At 42.8% G+C, this 23,853-nt stretch carries 22 protein-coding genes; 10 read left to right on the top strand and 12 right to left on the bottom strand.

The window, feature by feature from the left end:
- Positions 1-137: 137 nt before the first annotated feature.
- Entirely contained in the window at positions 138-1,601 is a 1,464-nt protein-coding gene (locus ACH59B_RS13080) for a DHA2 family efflux MFS transporter permease subunit (RefSeq protein ID WP_068981556.1), read from the bottom strand.
- Between the two features lie 137 nt (positions 1,602-1,738).
- Between ACH59B_RS13080 and ACH59B_RS13075 the strand changes: the two genes are divergently transcribed.
- The 3 genes from ACH59B_RS13075 to ACH59B_RS13065 all read left to right on the top strand — a co-directional run bounded on the left by ACH59B_RS13075 (position 1,739) and on the right by ACH59B_RS13065 (position 2,999).
- A complete protein-coding gene (locus ACH59B_RS13075) occupies positions 1,739-2,308 on the top strand; it encodes a TetR/AcrR family transcriptional regulator (RefSeq protein ID WP_016820806.1) in 570 nt (189 codons plus the stop codon).
- A gap of 195 nt (positions 2,309-2,503) precedes the next feature.
- A complete protein-coding gene (locus ACH59B_RS13070) occupies positions 2,504-2,755 on the top strand; it encodes a YolD-like family protein (RefSeq protein ID WP_025364962.1) in 252 nt (83 codons plus the stop codon).
- A gap of 37 nt (positions 2,756-2,792) precedes the next feature.
- A complete protein-coding gene (locus ACH59B_RS13065) occupies positions 2,793-2,999 on the top strand; it encodes a hypothetical protein (protein ID WP_017427005.1) in 207 nt (68 codons plus the stop codon).
- A gap of 126 nt (positions 3,000-3,125) precedes the next feature.
- On the opposite strand, the gene ACH59B_RS13060 is transcribed toward ACH59B_RS13065, so the two are convergent.
- Complete coding sequence (locus ACH59B_RS13060; protein ID WP_016820809.1) at positions 3,126-3,455, bottom strand: DUF3817 domain-containing protein; 330 nt, start codon at positions 3,453-3,455, stop codon at positions 3,126-3,128.
- Positions 3,456-3,785: 330 nt separating this feature from the next.
- On the opposite strand from ACH59B_RS13060, the gene ACH59B_RS13055 reads away from it, so the two are divergent.
- On the top strand, positions 3,786-5,825 hold the full coding sequence (locus tag ACH59B_RS13055; protein ID WP_038978019.1) for a fibronectin type III domain-containing protein: 2,040 nt from the start codon (positions 3,786-3,788) through the stop codon (positions 5,823-5,825).
- Between the two features lie 110 nt (positions 5,826-5,935).
- Here ACH59B_RS13055 and ACH59B_RS13050 read toward each other — a convergent pair whose 3' ends face one another.
- A complete protein-coding gene (locus ACH59B_RS13050) occupies positions 5,936-6,817 on the bottom strand; it encodes a helix-turn-helix domain-containing protein (protein ID WP_017427003.1) in 882 nt (293 codons plus the stop codon).
- A gap of 185 nt (positions 6,818-7,002) precedes the next feature.
- Here ACH59B_RS13050 and ACH59B_RS13045 point away from each other — a divergent pair, with 185 nt between their 5' ends.
- Both ACH59B_RS13045 and ACH59B_RS13040 read left to right on the top strand, forming a co-directional pair.
- Positions 7,003-8,034 carry a quercetin 2,3-dioxygenase gene (locus ACH59B_RS13045; RefSeq protein ID WP_017427002.1) on the top strand — a complete coding sequence of 344 codons (1,032 nt, stop codon included), beginning with the start codon at positions 7,003-7,005 and terminating at the stop codon, positions 8,032-8,034.
- Positions 8,035-8,044: 10 nt separating this feature from the next.
- A complete protein-coding gene (locus tag ACH59B_RS13040; protein WP_038978018.1) occupies positions 8,045-9,382 on the top strand; it encodes an MFS transporter in 1,338 nt (445 codons plus the stop codon).
- A gap of 222 nt (positions 9,383-9,604) precedes the next feature.
- Here ACH59B_RS13040 and ACH59B_RS13035 read toward each other — a convergent pair whose 3' ends face one another.
- From ACH59B_RS13035 to ACH59B_RS13015, 5 genes are read right to left on the bottom strand one after another with little or no spacing between them, the layout of a single operon-like run.
- Positions 9,605-10,993: a HAMP domain-containing sensor histidine kinase gene (locus ACH59B_RS13035; RefSeq protein ID WP_017427001.1), complete on the bottom strand. Its 1,389-nt coding sequence runs from the start codon at positions 10,991-10,993 to the stop codon at positions 9,605-9,607.
- Positions 10,984-11,643 (bottom strand): response regulator transcription factor, encoded by a 660-nt coding sequence (locus ACH59B_RS13030; protein ID WP_019687345.1) that lies wholly within the window; start codon positions 11,641-11,643, stop codon positions 10,984-10,986. The genes ACH59B_RS13035 and ACH59B_RS13030 overlap by 10 nt, the downstream gene beginning before the upstream one ends.
- A gap of 38 nt (positions 11,644-11,681) precedes the next feature.
- Complete coding sequence (locus ACH59B_RS13025) at positions 11,682-12,440, bottom strand: lantibiotic immunity ABC transporter MutG family permease subunit (protein WP_025364956.1); 759 nt, start codon at positions 12,438-12,440, stop codon at positions 11,682-11,684.
- Position 12,441: 1 nt separating this feature from the next.
- A complete protein-coding gene (locus ACH59B_RS13020) occupies positions 12,442-13,173 on the bottom strand; it encodes a lantibiotic immunity ABC transporter MutE/EpiE family permease subunit (RefSeq protein ID WP_257125894.1) in 732 nt (243 codons plus the stop codon).
- 1 nt (position 13,174) lies between these two features.
- Entirely contained in the window at positions 13,175-13,882 is a 708-nt protein-coding gene (locus ACH59B_RS13015) for a lantibiotic protection ABC transporter ATP-binding protein (protein ID WP_257125893.1), read from the bottom strand.
- A 150-nt stretch (positions 13,883-14,032) separates the two neighbouring features.
- Here ACH59B_RS13015 and ACH59B_RS13010 point away from each other — a divergent pair, with 150 nt between their 5' ends.
- A complete protein-coding gene (locus tag ACH59B_RS13010) occupies positions 14,033-15,160 on the top strand; it encodes an FAD-binding oxidoreductase (protein WP_103042453.1) in 1,128 nt (375 codons plus the stop codon).
- Positions 15,161-15,339: 179 nt separating this feature from the next.
- Here the strand turns inward: ACH59B_RS13010 and ACH59B_RS13005 are convergent, their stop codons facing one another.
- Positions 15,340-16,206: a MurR/RpiR family transcriptional regulator gene (locus ACH59B_RS13005; protein ID WP_016820820.1), complete on the bottom strand. Its 867-nt coding sequence runs from the start codon at positions 16,204-16,206 to the stop codon at positions 15,340-15,342.
- A 180-nt stretch (positions 16,207-16,386) separates the two neighbouring features.
- Between ACH59B_RS13005 and ACH59B_RS13000 the strand changes: the two genes are divergently transcribed.
- Positions 16,387-17,406 carry a Gfo/Idh/MocA family oxidoreductase gene (locus ACH59B_RS13000; RefSeq protein WP_019687338.1) on the top strand — a complete coding sequence of 340 codons (1,020 nt, stop codon included), beginning with the start codon at positions 16,387-16,389 and terminating at the stop codon, positions 17,404-17,406.
- A 1-nt stretch (position 17,407) separates the two neighbouring features.
- Positions 17,408-18,403 carry a Gfo/Idh/MocA family protein gene (locus tag ACH59B_RS12995; RefSeq protein ID WP_019687337.1) on the top strand — a complete coding sequence of 332 codons (996 nt, stop codon included), beginning with the start codon at positions 17,408-17,410 and terminating at the stop codon, positions 18,401-18,403.
- 105 nt (positions 18,404-18,508) lie between these two features.
- Here ACH59B_RS12995 and ACH59B_RS12990 read toward each other — a convergent pair whose 3' ends face one another.
- A complete protein-coding gene (locus ACH59B_RS12990; protein WP_019687336.1) occupies positions 18,509-18,886 on the bottom strand; it encodes a TetR-like C-terminal domain-containing protein in 378 nt (125 codons plus the stop codon).
- 1 nt (position 18,887) lies between these two features.
- On the bottom strand, positions 18,888-19,799 hold the full coding sequence (locus tag ACH59B_RS12985) for an AraC family transcriptional regulator N-terminal domain-containing protein (RefSeq protein ID WP_404301754.1): 912 nt from the start codon (positions 19,797-19,799) through the stop codon (positions 18,888-18,890).
- 403 nt (positions 19,800-20,202) lie between these two features.
- Here ACH59B_RS12985 and ACH59B_RS12980 point away from each other — a divergent pair, with 403 nt between their 5' ends.
- Entirely contained in the window at positions 20,203-21,192 is a 990-nt protein-coding gene (locus tag ACH59B_RS12980) for an aldo/keto reductase (RefSeq protein ID WP_080942679.1), read from the top strand.
- Between the two features lie 123 nt (positions 21,193-21,315).
- Here the strand turns inward: ACH59B_RS12980 and ACH59B_RS12975 are convergent, their stop codons facing one another.
- Positions 21,316-23,550, bottom strand: a complete 2,235-nt coding sequence (locus tag ACH59B_RS12975; protein WP_404301751.1) for an alpha-galactosidase — start codon at positions 23,548-23,550, stop codon at positions 21,316-21,318.
- Positions 23,551-23,853: the final 303 nt, after the last annotated feature.

Here is a 23,853-nt window from a genome sequence, read left to right as displayed (position 1 = left end):
TGAGGAGGATTTGTAAATATGTAATTATATGAATACCTATCTAGATTCGTAAAAAAAGGCTGCTTAACCATAAATGAGATGGTTAGCAGCCTTTAAATTTATTCAGGTATTATGTTTGGAATAAAAATAATGGTTAATTAGTGCATGGGTGCTTTAGCAGTGCCATGTTCAACATGAACTCTGCGAATGAAAAACGCAAGGATCAGACCGATCACGCTGATGACCATTGCAAAGAAAAATGAATTCTGAGATCCGACTACCATGGCTTTAGCCATTTCATTTACGGATTGAGGCATGCTGGATTGGCTCAAATAGCTGTCCATGCCTTTGGAGAGAATACTTACCGCTACGGCAGTACCGATTGCACCAGCGACTTGCTGGAGCGTACTCATAATAGCCGTTCCGTCTGGGTATAGATCCATAGGGAGCTGGTTTAGACCGTTAGTTTGGGCTGGCATCATAATCATAGAAATGCCGATCATCAAGCAGCTATGCAGCACAATAATGAGTACGAGCGTGGATGTCGTTGTAATGCCTGACAGGAAAAACAACACAGCAGCCACGATTACAAGTCCTGGAATCACAAGCCATTTGGGACCGAATTTATCGAATAAGGAGCCCATAATAGGCGACAAGAGACCGTTGATAATCCCACCGGGCAGAAGCACCAAACCTGCTGTTAGAGCGGACAAGGCCAGCCCTTTTTGCAAGAACAGTGGAAGAATCAGCATCGTAGAAAGGATCGTCATCATACATAAGAACACCATGATAACGCCGATCACAAACATTGGATATTTAAATACACGCAAATTCAGCATAGGTGCTTTCATTTTTAACTGTCGTACAGAGAACAGAATCAACGATACCACGCCGATGATCACAGGAAGCAAAACAACCAGGCTGGTCCAGCCTTCGCCACCTTCACCAGATTTACTGAAACCAAACACGACACCGCCGAAGCCAATGGAAGACAGGATAATAGATAAAAGATCAATCTTGGGTTTGGTCGGTTCTGAGACGTTCTGCATAAACAAAATACCGCAGATCAGCGAGAGGACCAAGAAAGGAAGAGAGATCCAGAAGATCCAGTGCCAAGATAAATTCTGAAGTACCAGTCCTGCAATGGTAGGTCCTACCGCAGGTGCAAACATAATAACCAATCCGATGATTCCCATAGCCGCGCCTCTCTTTTCAGCTGGGAAGATAATTAAGATCGTGTTAAACATCAACGGCAATAACAGCGCTGTACCCATAGCCTGCAAAATGCGTGCGATCAATAACACTGAAAAGGTAGGGGCAAGCGCTGCAACGAGACAACCAGCTATTGAAAATAGCAACGATGTCACAAACAGCTGTCTTGTGGTAAAGGTTTGAAGCAGCAATCCCGATACAGGCACCAAAATACCAAGTGTCAGCAGATAGGCGGTAGTCAGCCATTGAGCTGTTGCAGTTGTAATATGCAAAATCTGCATCAAATCATTCAACGCAATGTTAAGTGCCGTTTCACTGAACATTCCAATAAAGCCACTAAGGAGCAGGGCAATCATAATAGGTAGCACCTTGAACGTTTTGGGTTCAGAGGGTGAACTTGTTTGACTCATTGTACTCATGTTGTTTTTGTTCCTCCAATAAATTAATGGGTATTGAATTATAACGATCGGTCTATATATAATAAACATGCTATTATTTTTTTGTCAAAATAAAAGTTTCAAATATTATATAATGAAGGATGCTGTATATGGCTGCTAAACCCGAATCATATGAGAATATCGTACAAACGGCGTCAAGACTCTTTTTTCACCAGGGGTATCATGCGACCGGACTGAATCAGATTCTTGCCGAGAGTGGATCGCCGAAGGGATCACTTTATTATTATTTTCCACATGGTAAAGAAGAGTTGGCTTTGGAGTGCATAAGAAGAGGGAATGAGTTTATTAAGCAAAAATTAAAACAGGCACTGAGCGGAAACGAAAATCCTGTAGTAGCCATTCAGGATTTTATTCGTCATACAGCTGAGGAGGCAGATCGTCTCGGCTTTGACAGCTTCATGCCGATTGGCTTCTGGGCTGCTGCGGAAACTTCCTGTATCAGCGAATCGCTACGTCATGCTTGTGTGAATACGTTTACAGATTGGCAGCGCATTTATATGGAGCGTCTTCAGGAATCGGGCTTGGATGAGGAAAAGGCACACAGTCTGGCGGTACTGATCATTTCAATGCTCGAAGGTGCATTAATTTTGGCCGTTACGCAACAGAGCAGTGCTCCTATTTATAACATCGTGGATTACATTCCACAATTGGTCAAATGACTTAGCTATTCGGGTTTCAAGCGCCCCTAATGAGCTCCAACAAGCGACTTTAGAGAGTCGATGTTTTCATTTTTGAGAACTCGGCTTTTTGGTGCATCCTGGGATGTAATTTTACTCACATTACCAGCACCAAATGATGAAAAGTATGGTAAAATGGAATGAATTTGATTTTGCGCGAAAGGAAGAGTGATGCAAGTGGCAAAAGCGAAGGTACCCAAACGGCCTACTCGGGATGAATTTGTACTTGAGGAAATCGGGAATCAGCTTGTAGAAGCACAACAAGAGCAATCCGAAGTTGTATTGACTGTATGGGGACGCGAAGAAGCAACCCGCGGACAAATCGTTAAAATGGATCCGAGAACAGGCAAGGTTCATGTAGAGAGCAATGGAGAAACGGATAAAGTTCCTTTTATGGATATCATGAGTGTAAATTACCCGAGAGATTAGTTGTGATTACATAAATATAACAGAAAGGGATGAAAGAATGTCAAAGTTAGGCGTCTCCCTTACAATCGGTATTTTTATGATCATCTTTTCAATGATTTTCGGTTTTAAAGTATATATAGTTGTTTCTGCTGCTATGTTCGGACTTTTTGCTTATCTAGCTATAGCAGGATATCTCAAACGTAATAACCAGGATGATCCGTCAAATGATGGCTATTATGAATTTTTGGAAAATGTCAGGAACTAATAATTATTATTCATGAATAAAAAAACAACCGAGTGGTTTACAGCCATCGGTTGTTTTTTTATATTCTGCTATATAAGTGGTAAAGAGAACACCGCATGGCTGCGTTGACCTAGGCCTGGTATAGGTTTATGTAGCTTTGATCGGGCTGGCATGATTGGTGCGGGCTGCGGCTTTCTTAAGCACCTTACGATCGAAAATGAAGGGGCCGAACGGCAACAGCGAGGCAATCAAGGCTGCAAGCCCTTGCAGCAGCGTAATTTTACGCAATATCAACATGACTAACGTGGCAACCACATAAGCCACAAACAGTACCCCATGGATCATTCCCACCCAGCTTACCATTTGCGGCATTCCAGCTGCGTATTTAAGTGGCATGGCAATACATACAAGCAGCAAATAAGAAATCGCTTCAATATTACCAATGGCACCAAACGTTTTAAAAGCATTTTTGAACATAATAGACCTCCTTTTTCTGTTACTTAAAATTTAATATATCCTATAATGCAATGTTATTAAACGGTAGAAAGTTACGATATATCGAAAATTTACAGCTAACTCTTAATATTTACTTTGATACTCGGGTCACAACGTCCGGGTTGTTTAGATTAACGTAAGAAAAAAATGAGGTCTAAACATTTGGTATGGAAATTCCGATAACAGTTAAATGAACGTCTGTACGTTATGGTATATATTTTAAAAGCTGGATTGCAGCAGAAGGGTTTGTGCGTTTACTTATTCGTTTTAACAAATAAAATTTCCATACTGGTATCAAGGAGAGCATAGCATATGAATAAAAAACGTCTGCGTCAATGGATGGCTCCGTTCGCAACGGCCACACTGATTTTGAATACGGGATATGGCATTTTGGGACCCGATGCAGTGGCTAGCGCGTTGCCGACTGAAAGGCATAACTCAAATCTGACAGGTTTGAATAGTGCACAATCACATACCAAATTAGCAACCGTTCAAGGGCGCCAAATGCCGTTCACTTCTGGCGCGAAATTGACTTCGTTAACTGGTCAGAAGACCACTCTTAACCAAATGATAAAAGTAATGTCGAGCCAGCTGGTTACTTCGAATATTGCGCCAGCAGATGTAAGCAGTCTTACTGCGGTTCCTACAGAAACAACAAAAGTAAATTTGTCTTGGATCAATCCGTCGGACATCAATTTTGACCATGTAAAAGTGGTTAATGTCACTAACGATGTATATGTAGATAACATTCGAAGTAACTCTTATATGATGAGCGGTTTACAGCCGAACACGACATATACCTTTCGCGTGAAAACGGTGAATAAGAGTGGAAATGAATCTCTCGGTACAACAATTCAGGCTAAAACAGCTTCCGTTGATGGTCCTGTAGATAAGACACCCCCAGGAGAAGTAAGCGGGCTGACAGCGACGAATGTAGGTTATAATGGATTTACCATCAATTACATATTGCCTAAGGATACTGACTTAAGCCAAGCGATTATCTATTTAAATGGTACAGAAATTCAGAGAACCACAGGCACGTCTTACACGTTTAATGTCTTGAATGCTGCTACAGCCTACAATGTAACGGTCAAAACGATAGACAAATCCGGAAACTTATCTCAGGGAGTTAGTATTCCCGTTACAACGTCTTCAGTCTCTACCGATATTGTGCCCGAAGTGACAGGTGCTTCAGTGACATCAGTTAATAACTATAGCGTTACTGTTTCCTGGACAAGACCTAGCGGAATTAGTACAGTCAGCCTGTATAAGGATGGCCAGCTGGTAACGGATTCAACAGGATCATCCTATACATTTAACAATCTATCGGCAAGCCAGACATACACATTCACGATAAAATCCAAGCGAAGCACAGGTGCGTTGTCTTCCGGTGTGAAACTGACTGCCACAACGGATAGTACATCCTCCAATTCGTCAGAAGTGTCCAATCTTGAAGTCGATAGCAAAAGCGACACCTGGATCAAAATCACCTATGACATGCCGAGCAGAGCAGAGAAGGTGAAAATATATGTTGATGGCGATTATAAGGGAACTACAAGCTCAGAATCCTATAAAATTACGGATTTACGAGAGGGACGCTGGTATGAGATTAAGGTCATAACTGTAAATAGTAGTGGAAGGGAATCTAGTGGTGTAAAGATATCGGAACGCACGAATTCGGATGGTTACTACTCTTCGTCTTCTAGTTCATCGAACTATGAGAAAGCAAGAGATTTGATGCGGATTGCAGAGAACAGTCTAAATGCGTCCGACTGGCGTTCTGCCAGAGATGCGATTAGTGATCTGCCAACCGGTACACGTAAAAGTGATCTGCTGGATCGATTGGAGGCTATTCGCAATAGGGCATTAGGCACCAGCAGTTCATCGTCCGGGACAAGCTCTACTACCACCACTTCCGGTACTACGACGAATTACACGAACAGTGCGGTTGCTTCCTATTCAACGTCGTTCACCCTAACACCAGGAGCTAAAACAGCTTATGTGGATGGTCGGGCTACAACGATAGCTCAGGCGCCGAAAATCATAAATGGGGTAACGATGGTCCCGTTACGATTTATCAGTGAACGGGTGGGTTACGATGTAAATTATGAAAAAGGCACCAAAAAGATCATTCTGAATCGTCCTACAGACGGCAAACAAATAGTACTTCAAGTCAAGAATTCCACACTTGCTGTATATGAGTTAAACAACTCCCGGAATTATTCGACGAGCATCACTGCTCCAGTTATTGTTAACGGCTATACGCTGGTTCCATTACGAGTCATCAGTGAGCTTTCGGGTTATCAGGTAAACTATAATGCAGCATCCAAACAAATTACGATTACCAAATAAATACTTCTGAAAAAAGAGTTCTAAAGTAAAAACTTTAGAACTCTTTTTGTTAGGAAATGTACATGAACATGCGAAAAAGGGAGCTTTTAGACGCCCGTAAGATCTACGCATTACTGAATATTCGAACAGGCATGAAAGCGAAATTCATGAGGGGTTAATCCACATCGTTCCTTGAAGATTCGATAGAAATATTTCATATCATGAATACCGACTTCAAGTGCGATCGTTTGAACGCTCCAATGAGTATCTAATAGTAAGCTACAACTCTCGTGAATACGAATATCCTGCAGCATTTTGGTGTAGGTCATGCCGCTGGCTTGTTTAAATTTGCGTTGAAATTGCCGTGAGCTAATTAAGAATTGCTTGCAAATTTGGTCAACAGACAACGGATTTTTATAATTTCTGGTTATATCATCAATCGCATACTGAATGGGATCGGTTATGATTGGCTTGGAAACATGAGCTACTTGTTGCATAGCATGGCTGATATGTTCTAATAAATCGATTAAGTATAAATAAAGTTTATATCTAAATCCGGTGGATTTACATTTTTGCTCCATTTCAATAGTGTACATAATTTTAGCAAATTCTTTTGCGTTTTCTCGAACTTGAATATAGTCAGTACATTCCCGAAAAAGAAGAGCCAAACGATAGAAATCCTCTTGAATTTGGCTATCAGCAGGCTCTCCGGGCAATGTTAGAATTTGCTTGTCAAAAAGACAGTTCATAACCTCAAGCGGTGTATGATCTGTTGTATTACTCTGAACAAAGAGATGTTCTTTTCCATAAGGGATAAAAATAATATCTCCCTTGGAGACGGGCAACGTTTGTGTAGAAAATTTTAGTGTGCCGATACCTTCCTTGATATAAGATATTTCGTAAAAATCATGAGCGTGTTTTTGAATATTTCCCTCTATTTGAATAGGACAAAGAGAAATTGGAGTCCCATTTGTGAAATTATGGTCTAGATAATATGCCTCTTCGCTAACCAATGCGATCCCCTCCTTTGTTGGTAGAAAGCACACCATTTTTTAGTCATAAATTTTATTATATCAATTTTTAAGATGTATTCAATTGGTACAGGTCGTAATTGCCCATAAGCTGTCGCTCATGACCATTTAAGTGAAAAATCGAAACTATTAAAATTTTAAATATAAATACAAAGGAGGATAACATGATGAGTGTTAGTTTAACTACAGAGCTTCCAGAAGAAAAAAAGCCATATTTGCTGCGTAGCGGGGATGGAAGAAGGTATGTATTTGGTCAACAGGTAGCTACTGTTATTGCCGATTTTAAAAGCACTGGGGATGTACTCGAATTAACGACGATTTCAGGTGGGAAAGGAGAGACCTTTCCGCTACACAGACATAAAGATGCTTTTGAATCTATCTATGTAATGGAAGGTAAAATTGAATTTATGCTCGATGGAGTGAACTATTTGTTGACTGCCGGAGACTATGTTCATATCCCTCCTGGAATCGCACATGCGTATCGAATGGCTGGGCATCGAAATCGCTTTGCTTCCTATTCGATTAAAGGTAATCTCACGGCAATATATGAGCTTTTAGGAGAGCCGTATCCTTACTTTGAACATCCAACCACAGCGATGAATTCGTATTCTGAGAATCAATTGACGGAAGCTTCCAATAGAGCAGACATTGTATTCCTTCAAGATGCTGTTCAATGGGGGGAGTATAACTCGCCTGAAGAAAGCCATAATCCAAGACGCGTAGCTCCTTATGTTCTGGAAAATGGAGAGGGAGACCGTTTGCTCACTGGAGACCAGCTTCACAGGATTCTAGCTACTCAAGAAAATACGAACGGGGAATACATTTTTGTAGCTTCTGATGGCCCGAAAGGAGACCCCATTGTTGAACATTTTCATAACCACCATACAGAAACTTTCTTCTGTGTGCAGGGACAAATGACGATGTGGGCAAACGGAGAAGAAGTAAAACTATTCCCTGGAGATTTTCTTCATGTACCTGCAGGAACACTTCATTCGTATAGACTGGACTCTCATTATACGAAAGTCGTAGGTATGTTGGTGTCTGGATTGTTCGAACCTTTCTTCCGGGCATTGGGTGAACCGCACGAAACATACACCTTTCCAACAGAACCAGGCCCGCTCCGTATGGATCGTGTAATGGCTATTATCGACGAACTTGATCTGAACGTGGTGGCTAAATCTCCGCTCGATCGTAAGTAGGGAGGACGCAGTGTCAGTTAACAATCGCACCAAACAATCTGAGTCCTATGCTATTATCTGGATACTCGCATTTGCAATGGTGATTTCAGTGATGAATTCTACCATGTTTAATGTCGCGCTACCTTCACTACGCGAAGAATTTCAATTATCCTCTTCCCAAGTAAGCTGGGTTGTAACAGCATATATCATTATTTATGCTATTGGATCAGTGGCTTACGGAAAATTGGCGGACATGTTTAGGTTGAAGAACCTAATTACCTTTGGATTATGTTGCTTTGCGCTAGGATCTATAGTCGGCTTTTTTTCTTCTAATTATTGGATGGTTATTGTGAGCAGAATATTCCAATCCATTGGGGCGTCTGTTGTTCCGGCCTCATCCATGTTGATCCCGATTCGCTATATATCAATCGTAAATCGTGGGAAAGCTTTGGGGATTACTTCTGCCGGAATGGCTTTAGGGACGGCAATAGGTCCAATTATTGCTGGTTTTGTTATTGGATTTGCAAGCTGGCGTTACCTATTTTTAATCTCATTTTTAATAATTGTTACCATTCCTCTTTTTAGAAGGTATTTAATCAATGAAGCACCTTCAAAAGGAAAAGCTGATCTCATAGGAGGTATTTTGCTTGCCGCTTCCATTACGCTGCTGCTGCTCTCCATTACTGGTCACAGCTGGAGCTATTTCGCGGCTACAATCCTCATATTCGTATTGTTCATTATTCGTATTAACAAAACAGGTGAACCCTTTATTGAACCGACACTCTTTAAAAATACAAGATATACGATAGGGTTGTTTATCGCTTGTATGGTTCTTACCCTTAATTTATGTGTTCCGTATTTGATACCGCAGGTGCTAAGCTCAATGCATCACTTATCTTCAGTAAGTACAGGACTCGTAATGTTTCCCGGTGCTTTGATTGCTGCATTGCTTGGGCTGGTAGGTGGGAAAATCGCGGATGCAAAGGGCAACCGCTTTGTATTTTCGTTGGCTTTCCTGTTTCAAGTGATAGCATATCTTATATTAGGTATTTTTATAAAGGCGGTTCCAGCAGTTATTGCGATTATTTTAATTCTAGCGAATACTGGGTTAACGTTCGCTCAGATTACAATGGCAAGCACCATTTCTCGAACATTAAGCGGCAAGCAAACCGGAGTTGGTATGGGTATCTATATGATGGGAAGCTTTATGGCGGGGGCTATCGGAACGTCTATTCTAGGATCCGTACTTGATCAAGAAGCACAAAGTCAAAGTGTGTTCAGCTCTATTTTTTGGATTATGGGCATATGGATCATAGGATTTGCTATATTTTATTTTACAGTTTTCCGTAAAAAAGCAACATTCGTTTAGCAACACATACAGTAATCCAATAACCACGTACCTTATAATAATCGCCATAGCCTGTGCCAGGAGTGTTTTCATTCCGATGGCAAAATGATAAAACGCTACTGACCTTCGTATGTCAGTAGCGTTTTATATCGTTTCAATAACAAACGAGGAAGAGGGGGGAACTTAGGAAATCGATCCAACCTAATAGCTACTACTTATTTTGGTGGTTTTAACATTAGGTCATCAATGCACCGATGGTATCTCAATGCTTACTTGTCCGCCGCCTGTCTGGGTAGAGTTGGCGATGATCAACTGTCCGCCATGTAGGTTCACAATGGATTTTGTTATATATAGGCCCATACCGTAATGTCCACTTAATCTTCTGGACGAATCACCCATATAAAATTGCTCCGCTGCTTGTTTGAGGCCTTCAGGAGAGAAGCCCGGGCCTTCGTCTACGATGCTGAACCGCATACATTCTTCCACAGACTCTACAGTCAGCCGGATTTCGCTATTTTCTGGTGCTTGATCTACCGCATTAGAAGCAACATTCATGATGGCTCGCTCAAGCAGAACGGGGTCTGCATACAACGTCTTAGGGAGGTTGTATGCAGCAAATGCGACGGATGTTTTTTTGACAGCAGCCAAGGCCTTTACCTGATCTTTCACCTTCGTTAAATAGTAGTCCGTATCTATCGTTTCCGCCTGCAGGGTGGCTACTGTTTCTGCTTTTGAAATTTCAATAAGAGTTTTGATATACTGTTCCATTTGCCTGGTGCTCTCCGCTATATAATCGGTATAGTTCTTTTGCTCTTCCGATTGATCGGTTTCGGACAGCAGCTCTACGTTTCCGCGAACGATAGTGAGCGGTGTTTTAACATCGTGCGCAAGCGCGGATATTTGCTCGCGGCGTGATTTTTCGAGATTCCATTGCTTCTGAAGCGAAGTCTTTAACGTTTCTTTCATTTTATCCATGGAATGGAGCACCTGATCGATCTCCATCACACCACTGAGCTGAATTGAGAAGTCCAGATCCTGTGCCTGAATTTGCTTTGTAGCCTGCTGCAATCCACTCATTTTGCGTGTCAGCTTTCGTCCGAAGGAGGAAGCGAGTAGGGCTCCTCCCCCCAGGAAGGCGATACAAAACACGGCAAAAAAGGACAATTCCGCGTTCGGCAGATATTGACGTAGAAAAGGATGTTCAAACTGTGCCGAGACAGAGTAGCGCATCACAGTAACTTTATTATTATGTGAAACTTTTACATAGTTATAGGGAAATTGATAGGCAGTATTGCTCTGCTGCGTAACACTCCAAGCGGCTTGAGCCTGCTTTTCAGGAAGATTTCCCTCAATGTGGCGGCCTTCCGAAGTGAATAACGCATATCTATATAGTTTCTGCCGAGAATCCGGCTGTAGGGTCTTGCCAGCTTCAATGATTGCCTTATCCTCCCGTACTTGATTTTCAGCATAGTTCGCGGGAAGAATGGTTCCACAAGACATCAGGACATAGAAGATGAGGACCAGGAACAGCGCGAGCGCAATTGTCCCGATACAGAACATAACTAAATAGCCCAGGAAAATGGTTCGCAGTTTGGTTGTCTTGCGTGCTTGCTGTACTTTGGCTACTTCCATCGGTACCCGATCCCCCAAACTGTCTCCACTGGCGAAACCTCTACTTTGCCAAGCTTGGCCCGGATATTTTTGATATGCTCCACAATGGTAGCGGAATCGCTGTCCCCATCAAACCCAAAGACGGCTTCATAAATCTGCTCTTTAGAGAACACCTGGCCCCAATTTAGAGCTAAAAACTTACATATTTCATATTCACTTTTGGTAAACGGGATTACAACATTCTGAACGGTGATTTCCTTACCAGACAGATTAAAATGAACTTCCCCGATGCAGAATACATTTCGTCGTTCACGATGCTCCCGTCTGAGATGGGCGTTGATTCGAGCGCGCAGCTCTCCAGCCCCAAACGGCTTGACAATATAATCGTCAGCCCCTTCCCCAAGGCCCAACATCACATCGTTCTCCATGGATTTTGCTGTGAGGAACAGTATCGGACAGTCCACCTTGCTGCGAATTTCCCGACAGAGGGTGAATCCGTCCATGCTTGGCATCATTACGTCAAGCAGGATGAGGTCAAAGGCTCCAAGCTGCATGGTGAGAACCTGTGGGGAGGCGGAGACCACCGTGACAACATGGCCATCTTTTTGCAAAATATTTTGAAGGAGTGCCAAAACGGCAGGTTCATCATCAACGGCCAACAAGTTTGCCATGCTTAATTCACTTCCCTTTGCTTTCTTTACTCTAATCTTTACTCCGATGAGTTTTGTCCTTCCCAACGACCAATCCATAACCCTAATAATACCATGATGACGAAGGTCCCTACTACGCAATATCTGATTCCCAAATCAAGCTGTATAGTTTCAGGGATAGAATCTGCTGAGCTTACGCCGTATTGTACCCAGATCGTGATGAACCGGGCCGCCCAAGCAGGGGGGATGAATATCCAATTATGATCACCCAGCCCTGTAAGGAGCAAAGCAGACAATAGACTCTCCATGATGCCCAGACCGATAGAAGCTCCTTTGCCGAATCTCAAGCTAATGAAAAAATGCAGAATATAAAGGAATACACTGGACATAAACAGAATGCAGGCAGCCAACACATAAAACATCAAGCCATACGGGGACTCTTTCATCAGATATATATAACCAGCTCCAAAGCCGCCTGAGGCAAGCAGCACACTACCAAATCCCAAGCACAGAAGCAGGCTAAGCTTGCTCAAAAAAGGTAGCAGCTTCACCGGCGAGGTCAAGAGGTGTTGGAAATTTCCAGCGACTGACTCCTGCTCAACAGCAATGGAGCATACAATACCAATCATGGTAGGAAGAGCCACAGCCAGGACTTGCAAATAGCCGTCTACCTTCGAAATTGGTGAGTATGGAGTAAAGGAATAATAGGCTAGAAAGATTGCTATGCCTAGGAGTGGCACAAGCAGCTGCACCAGCAATAAGGGCTGTCTTCTAAGTTTAAGCACATCAGATTTCAGATTGCGGAAGAAAGATATCATCTTACTTAGCCTCCCGCTTGCGGAAAGACATGGCCGTCAGGACGGACAGAATCATGAATAGACCAACTGTGATCACTAGGCCGGGCACAATTACGCCTCTATCCAAAAGTGGATCTTCTGAAAGAATAGCAAGCCCATTAGGCAGCACTTGAATGACGGCGCACATCAATCGCGCTGTAATAGCATAGGGTACCGCCCACCATATAGAAGACGTTGCGAACAAGATGGTGCAGGCTACATTGCCTAGCATGTTGATGATTAGGGTGGCAAACATGCCTATTCGGTCCGTTAGGAACAGGCAAAGTGGAATTTGCCACAAAAAGGTAACAAAAAGTATCAGAGTTGCAGCGACGCTTCCTGCTAGTGTCACGGAAGATGAGAATACGAATCCGCCAAGAGTTATTCCTACAAATAGGATAATAGATGAAACCATTAAGAGCCTTACGCAAACCCCGATTTTACCGTACCATACCTGGGCCAAATCCACAGACATGCCGAGGATAGCACGGTATTTCAGCTTCTTGCCATCCTTTTGGATGACTCCTGAGCACATTAAGGTGAGAGCACCTGGCAGCAGCATGATATACCACCAGTTGTAGCTGGCGCTTTGGAACATATGTCCTCCCATGAGCCCGGTACATAGAAGAAGAGTAACGATGGGAGCCAGCCAGACTAGCTTTTTCGTGAAGGTGCGCTTTAATTTTAAATGTTCGGCTGCTATGTATTGCTGCATGCTACTCACCTCCCTTTCGGTATTCCTGTGCAATCTGCATGAACAACGATTCCAGGTTTTGCCCTGGAGTGACCGCCTCTTGATAAGCTAATACGCCGCCAGCAATGATCCCAACATGGTCAACGATTTGTTCGACTTCGGATAGGATATGACTGGAAAGAATTACGGTAATTCCATGCTTCGGGAAGGAGCGAATCAACTCGCGTTGCTCCTGAATACCAATGGGGTCTAGTCCGTTGGTTGGCTCATCTAAGATCAATAGCTTGGGATGATTGAGGAGAGCAATCGCAATGCCTAGCCGCTGTTTCATACCCATCGAGAACTGGCCCGAGCGCTTTTTCCCGGTATGGGTCAAATCTACAATGTTCAGCACTTCATCAATCCGCGAGTCAGGTAGTCCAAGCAACGTTGTGCGAACCTTCAGGTTCTCTCTAGCTGTCAAATTCTCATAGAGGGGAGGAGCTTCGATCAGTGCACCGATCTGAGCCAGATCTTTTCGGGACCAGGGTTTTCCTTGAAATAAAATCTCACCGGCCGTGGGGCGTAGCATACCGGTTAACATTTTTAAGGTAGTTGATTTTCCTGCCCCATTCGGGCCGAGCAGACCATACACGGAATTCTCCTGAATAGACAATGTGACGTTGTTCACCGCCTGTTGTCGTCTGAAGGTTTTGCAGAGATTTTTAGTCTGTAAAATAATGTTATCCATATCAGTTCATCCTTTTCATTCGTTCTGACAACTACTTTACAGATCAATTCTAAGAACTTTATAAGGATTGAAATATTAATGTTTCAAACTTTATGCATTCATGCAGTATTCGCTATAATGGATACAGTGATTTAGGAAAGGGATGTATTCATGAAGAAGGTTATCGTAATCGGAGCAGGAATTCTGGGGGCATCGACAGCATACCAGTTAGCAAAAATGGGCGCTGATGTCATTCTTGTAGACCGCAAAGATAAAGGACAGGCGACAGATGCAGCTGCTGGCATTATCTGTCCCTGGCTATCACAGCGACGCAATCAGGCTTGGTACCAGCTAGCCAAAGCGGGCGCACGTTTTTACCCTGGGTTGATTGAAGAACTCAAAAGCGAGGGAGAAACAGAAACTGGCTATGCTCAAGTCGGGGCTCTCAGTATTCATGATGATTCGGAGAAAATTAAAAAAATGCAGGAACGGGCACACTTACGACATACAGATGCACCAGAAATCGGCGAAATTACGCAACTAAATCAAAAGGAAACCCATGAACGTTTTCCTTTGTTAGTAGATCACTATCATTCTGTTCATATTAGCGGTGCCGCTCGTATAGATGGTCGTGCGCTGCGTGATGCGTTGATCCGCTCAGCACAAAGAAATGGGGCAACCCTTATCCATGGGGATGCTGTGCTTCAGTATGATTCCGACCATGTAACCGGAGTAACGGTCGGCGCAAGCAGCTTCTCATCTGACGAAGTCATTGTTTGTGCAGGTGCATGGGCCAATCAACTGATGCTGCCGTTAGGCATTCGCTTTAAGGTTAGTTTTCAAAAGGCACAGATTATGCATTTGCAGGTTCCTGTCAAACAAGATACCGGCACCTGGCCTGTAATCATGCCGCCTACTGATCAATACTTGTTGGCGTTTGAACAACAGAAGATCGTAATTGGGGCAACTCACGAGAATGAAATCGAAGGCTACGATACAAGAGTAACAGCAGGCGGGATGCAGGAAATCCTAAATAAAGGTTTAGAGTTAGCACCTGATTTAGCAAATAGCACTTTTCAGGAGGTAAGAGTCGGTTTTCGTCCGTTTACCCCCGGTTTTCTACCGGTGCTTGGAGCTGTCCCTGGCTGGAACGGCCTTATCGTTGCCAATGGGCTTGGAGCATCCGGGCTGACCATGGGTCCCTTCATTGGAGATCAACTGGCAAGATTAGCACTTGGGATGGCTTTGGATATTAACATCGATGATTACGATATTCGAAACGCTATTGATGAAAATTGACCTTGAATGTGGACAATAGTTGAAAAGCATAAGAAGCCGCCAGTATGGCAGATTCTTAGCAAGCAACAAAAAACAAAGGTCTAGTTAGCATAATACTAACTAGACCTTATTTGCCGAAAAACAACCATATATACTTATAAGTTGCCACTTATTTTGCAGTTAGAGAGAAGCTAATCCCTCTACACGTCATTCATCATGTCATTGAGATGCGAATTCTCCAACGATTGTGTTAGGGTTTGCATATTTTTCAAGTAGTCAATTTTATAGATACAGGAGTAAATCACGTTTAATACATAGTCAAAGGCAATTTGCGACGAAAATGTACCAATCTTAGCATGCTTTACTTCGTCATTAGGCACCTGGATACATATACTACTTCGTTTGGCCAACTCACTTTGATTGGTAGCTGTAATGGTGATAAAAGGGATATTCTCACGCGTAAAATGTCGTGCCGCTTTTAAAAAAATCGGTGACTTACCGTGGTAAGTTAAGAAAATAGCGCAATCCTCTGTAGTTAGATTAGCCGTATGATAAGCCCATTCAGACAGCTCTGTGGCTATAACCACGTATTTGTTGATTTTTACTAATTTATTCTGAAAACTTTTCGCTCGGATTTGTGAATCGCCTAACGCATATATAAAGATCCTGTTCGCTTGATCCAGCAACTGAGCCGTTTGTGACAGCAAGTTATCATCCATGAATGTAAAGTTTTTTTCAATCGTTTCCTTCATTAATTCTGCAATTTCTTTCGCCACTTGAAGTGGGGTTTCATCAATCCCGAATGGATAGTTAGGGTCCACATTGGATATATTCTGGGTATCTTGCTGAAATTCCCGAGCGAGTTTTATGATAAACTCCTTGAAGCCGGATAGCCCAAGTTTGTGAATTAATCGATTAATGGCGGAATGCGAAGTATACGTAGCTTTGGCAAGCTCCTGAATATTTAAGTGCAGAATCGCTTCCTTGTGGACCAAAATATAGGAAGCAATGCTTTTTTCGTTTGGTGTAAAGTTTTGCATTTCAGATAATTGCATCAGTATTTTCAACATGTTCCCCCCGGTTCAATTGAACTAACGTTTTACAAAAGATACCAAATAAACATTTTGTTTAAAAACAAGCCGCCATGCTTACAAATATTCGGTTAAATGTACCATTTTGATGGCAAATTCTTTACGATCGACGTTCTTCTACTATAATAAATGAAAAAGAGCCTAGGGGGAATTAATATGCTTACTATCGGTTATATTGGGAATGGCAAAAGTACCAATCGGTATCATCTTCCTTTTTCATTGACCAGAGATCATTTGAACGTAAAGACGATCTACGCGCGTAATCCAGATAAAGGGGAGTGGGAGAAAACCCCAGGCGTTCAGTATACGGATCATCTTGATTCTCTAATGAACGATAAGGAAATTCAGTTGATTGTTGTCTGTACACCTGTAGAATCTCACTACACTTATGCGAAAATGGCACTCGACCACGGAAAAAATGTACTTGTCGAGAAACCCTTTATGTTAACGAAAGAAGAAGCTGTGTCCATCTTCCAATATGCCAAGGAGAAAAATCTGATTATACAGTGCTATCAGAATAGACGTTACGATTCGGATTTCCTCACTACAAAGAAGGTTATTGAATCAGGAAAACTCGGTGATTTGCTGGAGGTGGAAATGCATTTCGATTATTATCGCCCTGAAACCCCCAACTCCACCTCTCATTTTTCCAAATATAACAGTTACCTTTATGGACATGGCGCTCATACCATTGACCAGGTTCTTTCCTATTTTGGGAAGCCTGACACGATCCATTACGATGTGCGCCAATTGCTCGGTTCTGGAAGAATGAATGATTATTTTGATCTGGATTTTTATTATTCTTCACTCAAGGTATCCATCAAATCCAGCTTTTTTCGTTTAAAAGAGCGGCCGAGTTTTGTAGTATACGGCAAAAAAGGCGTTTTTATAAAGCAGACAAAGGATCGTCAGGAGGAGCATCTTAAATTATACTATCTGCCTAAGGGACACGCCGATTTCGGCATCGACCAGCCTGAGCATTATGGCATTTTAACGTACCTGGATGACGATGGAGAGTACCATGAAGAAAAAGTTGTTTCTGAAAAAGGAGATTATGCCCGAGTATATGACGATCTCTATCATTCGATCATACACGGCAAAGAAAAAGCGATTACAGATGAAGAAACAATAACTTCAATGGAAATACTTGAGAAGGGTATAGAGGAGTGTAACTAGAATGAAATTGGGAATTGTCGGAGCAGGAATGATTGTAGGGGATCTATTGAGCTTTATTCAGGAAATCCCGACTATTTTATTAAAGGCCATTTGTTCTAGACCTAGCCATGAGGAGAAATTACTAGATTGGCAACGTAGATATGGAATCTCTCAGATTTATTCGGATTACAGCAAAATGCTGATGAATAATGACGTTGATACTGTCTATATTGGGTTGCCTAATCATCTTCATTATTCATATGCCAAAGAAGCATTACTGAGTGGTAAACATGTCATTTGTGAGAAGCCGTTCACATCCAATTTGCATGAATTTCTAGAGCTAAAAGAAATTGCTCAGCAAAGAAAACTGGTATTGGTGGAAGCCATTACGAATCAATATTTGAAAAATTATTTTTCCATGAAGGAGTATCTGCCTAAGCTTGGTGAGATTAAAATAGTTGAATGCAACTATTCTCAATATTCATCTCGGTATGAGGCTTTTAAATCGGGAGTAATCCAGCCTGCGTTTAATCCAGAAATGTCTGGCGGAGCCTTGATGGATATCAATTTATACAATATTCATTTTGTTGTTGGCCTTTTCGGGAGCCCTAAGAAGGTAGAATATTTGGCGAACATGGAACGTGGAATTGATACTTCAGGCATACTGCTACTTGATTACGGCAATTTTAAGTGTGTTTGCATAGGTTCAAAAGACAGTACGGCACCCAATGCAGTGAACATTCAAGGCAATAAAGGCTATATACACATGGCGAGTTCAGCTAATATATGCGATTATTTTGAATACACTCCTAATAAGGAAACGCCCATCCGTGTGGATCTGAAGGATCATTCGCATCGTATGTATGACGAATTCGTTGAATTCGACCGTATCATCCGTGACAACGATTTGGAAAAGGTCTCGGATATGCTTGAACATAGCGAAAAGGTTATGAATGTCATTGAGGAGGCCAAACAGTCGGCGAATCTTGTGTTTGGTCCTGATAAACATAATCTTTAAAATACTTGTACCTAAAATTGAAGAAGCAACTCGCTTGAGCTGCTTCTGACTCATGGATGTGAGAGTAGCAGATAGATACGTCTGCTACTCTTTTTTCGCCCAGATTCACAATTTCCGGTCTAAAAGCATGCCAATTTGCTCGGCCATCTCGTCCGGTGGGAGAGGTTTTTCGTTCATAAACCACCACTCCATGATCCCCACTACAGCGGACGCTGCATAACGGACAACTACTTCTTTGTTTAATCCTCGATTTCTCTCTTCATTCATGTCGACCTCTTCCCGAAGTTCATCCATCATAAATTCAAGGAATTGAGTGCGGAAGTAAGGAGCGCCCTTACTCACCAGCATTGTGGAGAAAAATAAATAATTAGCCTCAAAATATTCAAACCAGATCATTTCGGCTTCTGTAAAGCTCAAATGGGCCGATTCATTGCACAATCTTCGGAGTTCATCAATATGTGTGGCGATCAGCTTATCCAGCAAATCATAGGACCTGGTCGTATTTTTCCCTCAATCGCTTGATGTCCGCTCTTGGGGGAGCACCGAACATGCGAGAGTATTCACGGCTAAATTGGGAAGAACTCTCGTAACCAATCCTGTAAGCGACATCCGCGGCATCCGCCGATTCAGCCATTAAGATACGACGGGCTTCCTGAAGTCTCAGCTGTTTCTGAAACTGGATCGGGCTCATGGAGGTTACTTCTTTAAAATGCCGATGGAATGAGGAAATGCTCATACTGGCGGTCTCTGCAAGATCTTCGATCCGAAAAGACTGATCCCAATGTTGAACAATATAGTCGATAGCTTCCCGGATTCGATAGGTGCTGCTTCCTTCGACCGCAATCTGAGCCAATTCGGCTCCATAGGGGCCCTGAAGGAGTCTGTACAGAATCTCTTTTGTGTAGAGTGGGGCGAGAAACGGGATTTCTTCTGGAGTATCCAGCAGGCGGGCAAGTCTAAGCACAGCATCCTGAATAGACGGTTCCATTCGGCCGACGAATAAGGCACGTTTGGCGTTTTCTTTTAATTTGACCTGGATTTTAGAATCGTTCAGTACCTCAAGGATCTGATTATGGGTAAATTCGAGCTTGAGACTTAGGTAAGGAGATCCTGGAGAAGCTTTTATAATTTGACCGATCACTGGCAGATTCATAGACGCGATCAGATAATCGGAAGGTCCATATTTGAAATTTTCCTGTGCCAGCAAAATTTCTTTCAAACCTTGAACAACAAAACAAAAGGAAGGTTTGTAAACCCGGTAAACAGGCTCGGTTTTGCTGGAATGCTGATAGAAAAAAAGGGAAGGAATTGCTGTTTCCCTCGAACTATTTTGAAGTGAGTGACGCTCGATCAAACTGGTGAGCTCTTTTTGTTGTTCAAGAATGTTCTCCGACATTCAAATCCTCCTTGCGAGTTTGTCTTGCTCCATTATAAAACGCAACTGCCTGTAACAAAAGTAGTGGTGATAGGATCAGGCAATCAATTAAGACAAATGAGATAACGCTTTGCTTCTTCTGTTTGGCATAATAAAACTAAACTCACAGAATCAAGCAAGGAGGTGGATAACGGAATAGGAAGTGGGTTCAAGATAACGGCATTTAACAAGAACAATTTTCAACAGAGGGAGAAGATGAATCATTTGAATCGTTGGTTTAGGAACTTATTGGTTCAAAGGCTTATCACATTAATAGAGTTTGAAGAGCATGAAGGTTTCAAACAATTATATAATAGTTCTCTTGACAGAACCGTAAGCCAATTAACTAAAGAAAGATAATTAACGTCTTAAGGAAGGATGAATTATGATGCAAAAGCGTAAATTGGGAAATAGCGGTCTGGAAGTTTCTGCGATGGGACTTGGATGCATGGGAATGAGCTACGGTTATGGCCCAGCTTCTGATCCAAAGAAAATGATCTCAGTCATTCGGGAAGCAGTCGAGCGCGGCGTAACTTTCTTTGATACCGCCGAAGTATACGGACCTTATACGAATGAGGAACTTTTAGGCGAAGCGCTTCTTCCTGTTCGCGACCAAGTCGTGATTGCCACGAAATTCGGCTTCCATATTCAGGATGGCAAGCAGTTCGGTATGAACAGTCGCCCTGAGCATATCAAGAAAGTTGCCGAAGCATCGCTTAAACGTCTCAAGATTGAAGCCATCGATCTGTATTATCAGCACCGGGTCGATCCAGATGTGCCAATTGAAGAGGTAGCGGGAGCCGTGCAAGATCTGATCCGAGAAGGAAAGGTGAAGCACTGGGGATTATCTGAAGCAGGAGTGCAGACGATCCGTCGAGCACACGCCGTTCAGTCGCTCACTGCAATTCAGAGTGAATATTCTCTGTGGTGGAGACGTCCCGAAGAGGAACTCCTTCCTGCGCTTGAAGAGCTCGGCATTGGCTTCGTTCCGTTCAGTCCTTTGGGCAAGGGTTACCTAACGGGGAGTTTTAACGCAGACACGACATTCAGTCATGGTGATTTGCGCAATATTCTTCCGCGTTTTACTTCAGAAGCGCTAGAGACCAATCAGGTGCTGGTGGACCTGCTTAAAGAGATGGCTGAGCAGTTAAAGGCAACACCAGCCCAAGTTGCACTCGCCTGGCTGCTTGCCCAAAAGCCGTGGATAGTTCCGATTCCGGGCACGCGGAAATTGAGTCGTTTGGAAGAAAATCTAGGTGCCGTGACCCTTCAGCTTACGTCTGAAGATGTGCGGAACATTAGCAACGCAGCCTCACAAATCACATTGATGGGCGCGAGATATACAGAGGAGTTGGAGAGAAGAACGGGTCTGTGATTTAATTCTTCAAGTCTTTCGTAGCTATGCAGAATGGGTTGAAGGAAACCCTTATTTTTAGAGAGTTGTACCGGGTAAAATCATCAGATTTACACGAAAATGATTTCACCCGGTACGATATGTTTAAGAGAAAGTCTCTTTAGTTAAAGTGAATAATTGAGATGAAAAATCACATTTCTCCGCAATATTAAAATCCTGGTCAGCCTGATAAGGTGGGGTGAGTATAAGTCCGATGTTCATTAACTCGCTGCCTGTAAAACGTCGGTCCAGTTCTTCCACGAAATATACTGCCTTTTCGTCCAGTCCGATGAGCTTTAGCCGTGAATAAGCTGCATTGGGGCGCGAGAGCACCTGGTACCAGCCAACGAGAGCATGCTCTCGTTCTGCATCAATGGTCATCCAAGCTGTCTCATTTTTTTCATAAGGACTTAGCAGACGGTAAAACGTTCCCTGGGTAACTAATCGTTGGTGACGTTTATACAATTGTATTTGCTTTTTGATTATATTGCACTCTTCCTCGGTCAAAGCTAATGGATCAAGTTCATAACCGAATACACCGAAGTAGGCGACATTTGATCTGGTTTGTAGTGGTGCAGTTCTGCCTACCTGGTGGTTCGGAATGGTTGACACATGAGCACCCATGCTGCTAAGCGGATAAGCCATGGAAGTGCCATACTGAATCTTAAGACGTTCAATAGCTTCGCTATCGTCGCTCGTCCATGTTTGCGGAGCATAATAAAGCATCCCTGGATCAAACCGTCCTCCACCGGAAGCACAGGACTCAAACAAAATCTCAGGGTATTTGGTAATCAGCTTCTCATATAAAGCATACACGCCTAGGACGTAACGATGGAAAAACTCGCCCTGTCTTTCCTTGCCAAGTGATAATGAATAGGCTTCTGAAATGCAGCGATTCATATCCCATTTTACATATTCGATATGAGCAGAAGAGAGCACGTCATCCATTAACTTAAACAGGTAATTCACAACAGGGGGTTGGGAATAATCAAGAACATACTGATGCCGTCCATGCTTGCGTTTACGCCCGGGTGTTCCCACAACCCAGTCTGGATGTTCCCTCATAATATGAGAGTCGGAGTTAACCATTTCCGGCTCAAACCAAAGACCGAATTTCATACCGAGCTCATTGATCTTCTTTGCCAAATTCGAGATTCCGTTCGGTAGCTTTTCACGATTTTCAAACCAGTCACCGAGTGAGGAAGTATCATTGTTTCTTTGACCGAACCAACCGTCATCCAAGACAAAGAGCTCAATCCCTAGTTCACTTGCTTTTTTAGCCATATCCACTATTTTCTTCTCGGTAAAATCAAAGTAGGTTCCCTCCCAGTTATTGATTAATACAGGTCGTTCCCGTTCGGCCCAGCTACTACGAATTAAGTGTTTATTGTATAGGCGATGGAACGCCTGGCTCATTCCGTTCAAACCGTTCTGTGAGTAGACCATAACTGCTTCAGGCGAATAAAAACATTCTCCAGGCTTCAGAGTCCAGCAGAATTTGTCAGGATGAATACCGAGGCTCAGTCGGGTAGTTGAGTAGCTGTCCACTTCCGCCTGGGCAAGAAAGTTTCCACTGTAGACGAGATTAACTGCATATACTTCTCCTTGGTGTTCCTGAGACCCCGGTTTGGCAAGCGCCATGAATGGATTGTGAATATGACTACTAATTCCTCGTGTGCTCCCAATGGACTGAACACCTGGTCTGAGTGGTGTACGCTCCACATGTCGTTCCCTACCCCATGCCCCCGACAAATGAATAAATTCATATTCGGAGTCAGGAAGATCAAGGCTCATGCTCATTAGACGGTTGACTCTCAGAGTACTATTTCCGGAGTTCGTTATGGATACGGATCTCGTGATTACAGGCAGTTCATTGAAGATGGTGTAAGCAAGTACGGCAACCGCCCCTGTAAGGGAATCGGTCAGCGTGATCAGGAGTGTCTCTGCTTCATCTGCTTCCTTACAAAACGTAGCAGGGAGATGGGGGATTTTAGGTTTCCCCGTGATGACCTCGTAACGGTCAAAAATGAACTCCATGACATGAGAACCATCCTCCTGTATGATCTCAACTGCTGGTTCTCTAAAGTCTCCACTTCCCGAAGAAGGAAATTCCTGCTTAATGCTTTCCAATGATGTTACCAAGTCGCCATCAAATTCACCGACAGACACAGAGCGGTAGCTTCGTTCAATAAAACGGTCATATTGACCTAGGTACTCCATTTTTTTGCCATAATATAAATGCTCCAATTGCCCGTTCTCCATGACACGGAAAAGATAACTGCAGTATTTGTTCGTTAAGTGAAATGTACGTTCCTTTGGGTTAACTTGTATACTAGCCATGTACATAGCTCCTTTCAAAATATAACAGACCTGTTGAAAGCGTTATTATTGAACTCAGCATAACAAAGCCAGGGATAGAAAATACATTACTTTTTTTAAGCGTATTATGGGAAAAACAAAGAATATTCCAAAGGGGATTTATAGTTAGGTTCAACCTTATTTCTTGTTATTTGTCATCCTTAACTTATGCTATAGTGATAAATTAACAAAAATAGATTCTATGTTGGGAAAAGTACGAGGAAGGTGCGAATGGACCAGAATATGATTTTCAGGATTTGGATACACATCCCAGTTCAGAGCTTA

This window comes from Paenibacillus sp. DP01, assembly GCF_044784315.1.
Classification (GTDB): Bacteria; Bacillota; Bacilli; order Paenibacillales; family Paenibacillaceae; genus Paenibacillus; species Paenibacillus polymyxa.
The sequence above is the reverse complement of the archived record's forward strand: the minus strand, read 5'-3'. Positions and strand labels throughout refer to the sequence as shown.

What these genes read in the sequence shown, in the direction of transcription:
- ACH59B_RS13080 (WP_068981556.1), bottom strand. Translation starts at nt 1,601, where the DNA reads ATGAGTCAAACAAGTTCACCCTCTGAACCCAAAACGTTCAAGGTGCTA.
- ACH59B_RS13075 (WP_016820806.1), top strand. Translation starts at nt 1,739, where the DNA reads ATGGCTGCTAAACCCGAATCATATGAGAATATCGTACAAACGGCGTCA.
- ACH59B_RS13065 (WP_017427005.1), top strand. Translation starts at nt 2,793, where the DNA reads ATGTCAAAGTTAGGCGTCTCCCTTACAATCGGTATTTTTATGATCATC.
- ACH59B_RS13060 (WP_016820809.1), bottom strand. Translation starts at nt 3,455, where the DNA reads ATGTTCAAAAATGCTTTTAAAACGTTTGGTGCCATTGGTAATATTGAA.
- ACH59B_RS13055 (WP_038978019.1), top strand. Translation starts at nt 3,786, where the DNA reads ATGAATAAAAAACGTCTGCGTCAATGGATGGCTCCGTTCGCAACGGCC.
- ACH59B_RS13045 (WP_017427002.1), top strand. Translation starts at nt 7,003, where the DNA reads ATGAGTGTTAGTTTAACTACAGAGCTTCCAGAAGAAAAAAAGCCATAT.
- ACH59B_RS13035 (WP_017427001.1), bottom strand. Translation starts at nt 10,993, where the DNA reads ATGGAAGTAGCCAAAGTACAGCAAGCACGCAAGACAACCAAACTGCGA.
- ACH59B_RS13030 (WP_019687345.1), bottom strand. Translation starts at nt 11,643, where the DNA reads ATGGCAAACTTGTTGGCCGTTGATGATGAACCTGCCGTTTTGGCACTC.
- ACH59B_RS13025 (WP_025364956.1), bottom strand. Translation starts at nt 12,440, where the DNA reads ATGATATCTTTCTTCCGCAATCTGAAATCTGATGTGCTTAAACTTAGA.
- ACH59B_RS13020 (WP_257125894.1), bottom strand. Translation starts at nt 13,173, where the DNA reads ATGCAGCAATACATAGCAGCCGAACATTTAAAATTAAAGCGCACCTTC.
- ACH59B_RS13015 (WP_257125893.1), bottom strand. Translation starts at nt 13,882, where the DNA reads ATGGATAACATTATTTTACAGACTAAAAATCTCTGCAAAACCTTCAGA.
- ACH59B_RS13010 (WP_103042453.1), top strand. Translation starts at nt 14,033, where the DNA reads ATGAAGAAGGTTATCGTAATCGGAGCAGGAATTCTGGGGGCATCGACA.
- ACH59B_RS13000 (WP_019687338.1), top strand. Translation starts at nt 16,387, where the DNA reads ATGCTTACTATCGGTTATATTGGGAATGGCAAAAGTACCAATCGGTAT.
- ACH59B_RS12995 (WP_019687337.1), top strand. Translation starts at nt 17,408, where the DNA reads ATGAAATTGGGAATTGTCGGAGCAGGAATGATTGTAGGGGATCTATTG.
- ACH59B_RS12985 (WP_404301754.1), bottom strand. Translation starts at nt 19,799, where the DNA reads ATGTCGGAGAACATTCTTGAACAACAAAAAGAGCTCACCAGTTTGATC.
- ACH59B_RS12980 (WP_080942679.1), top strand. Translation starts at nt 20,203, where the DNA reads ATGATGCAAAAGCGTAAATTGGGAAATAGCGGTCTGGAAGTTTCTGCG.
- ACH59B_RS12975 (WP_404301751.1), bottom strand. Translation starts at nt 23,550, where the DNA reads ATGGCTAGTATACAAGTTAACCCAAAGGAACGTACATTTCACTTAACG.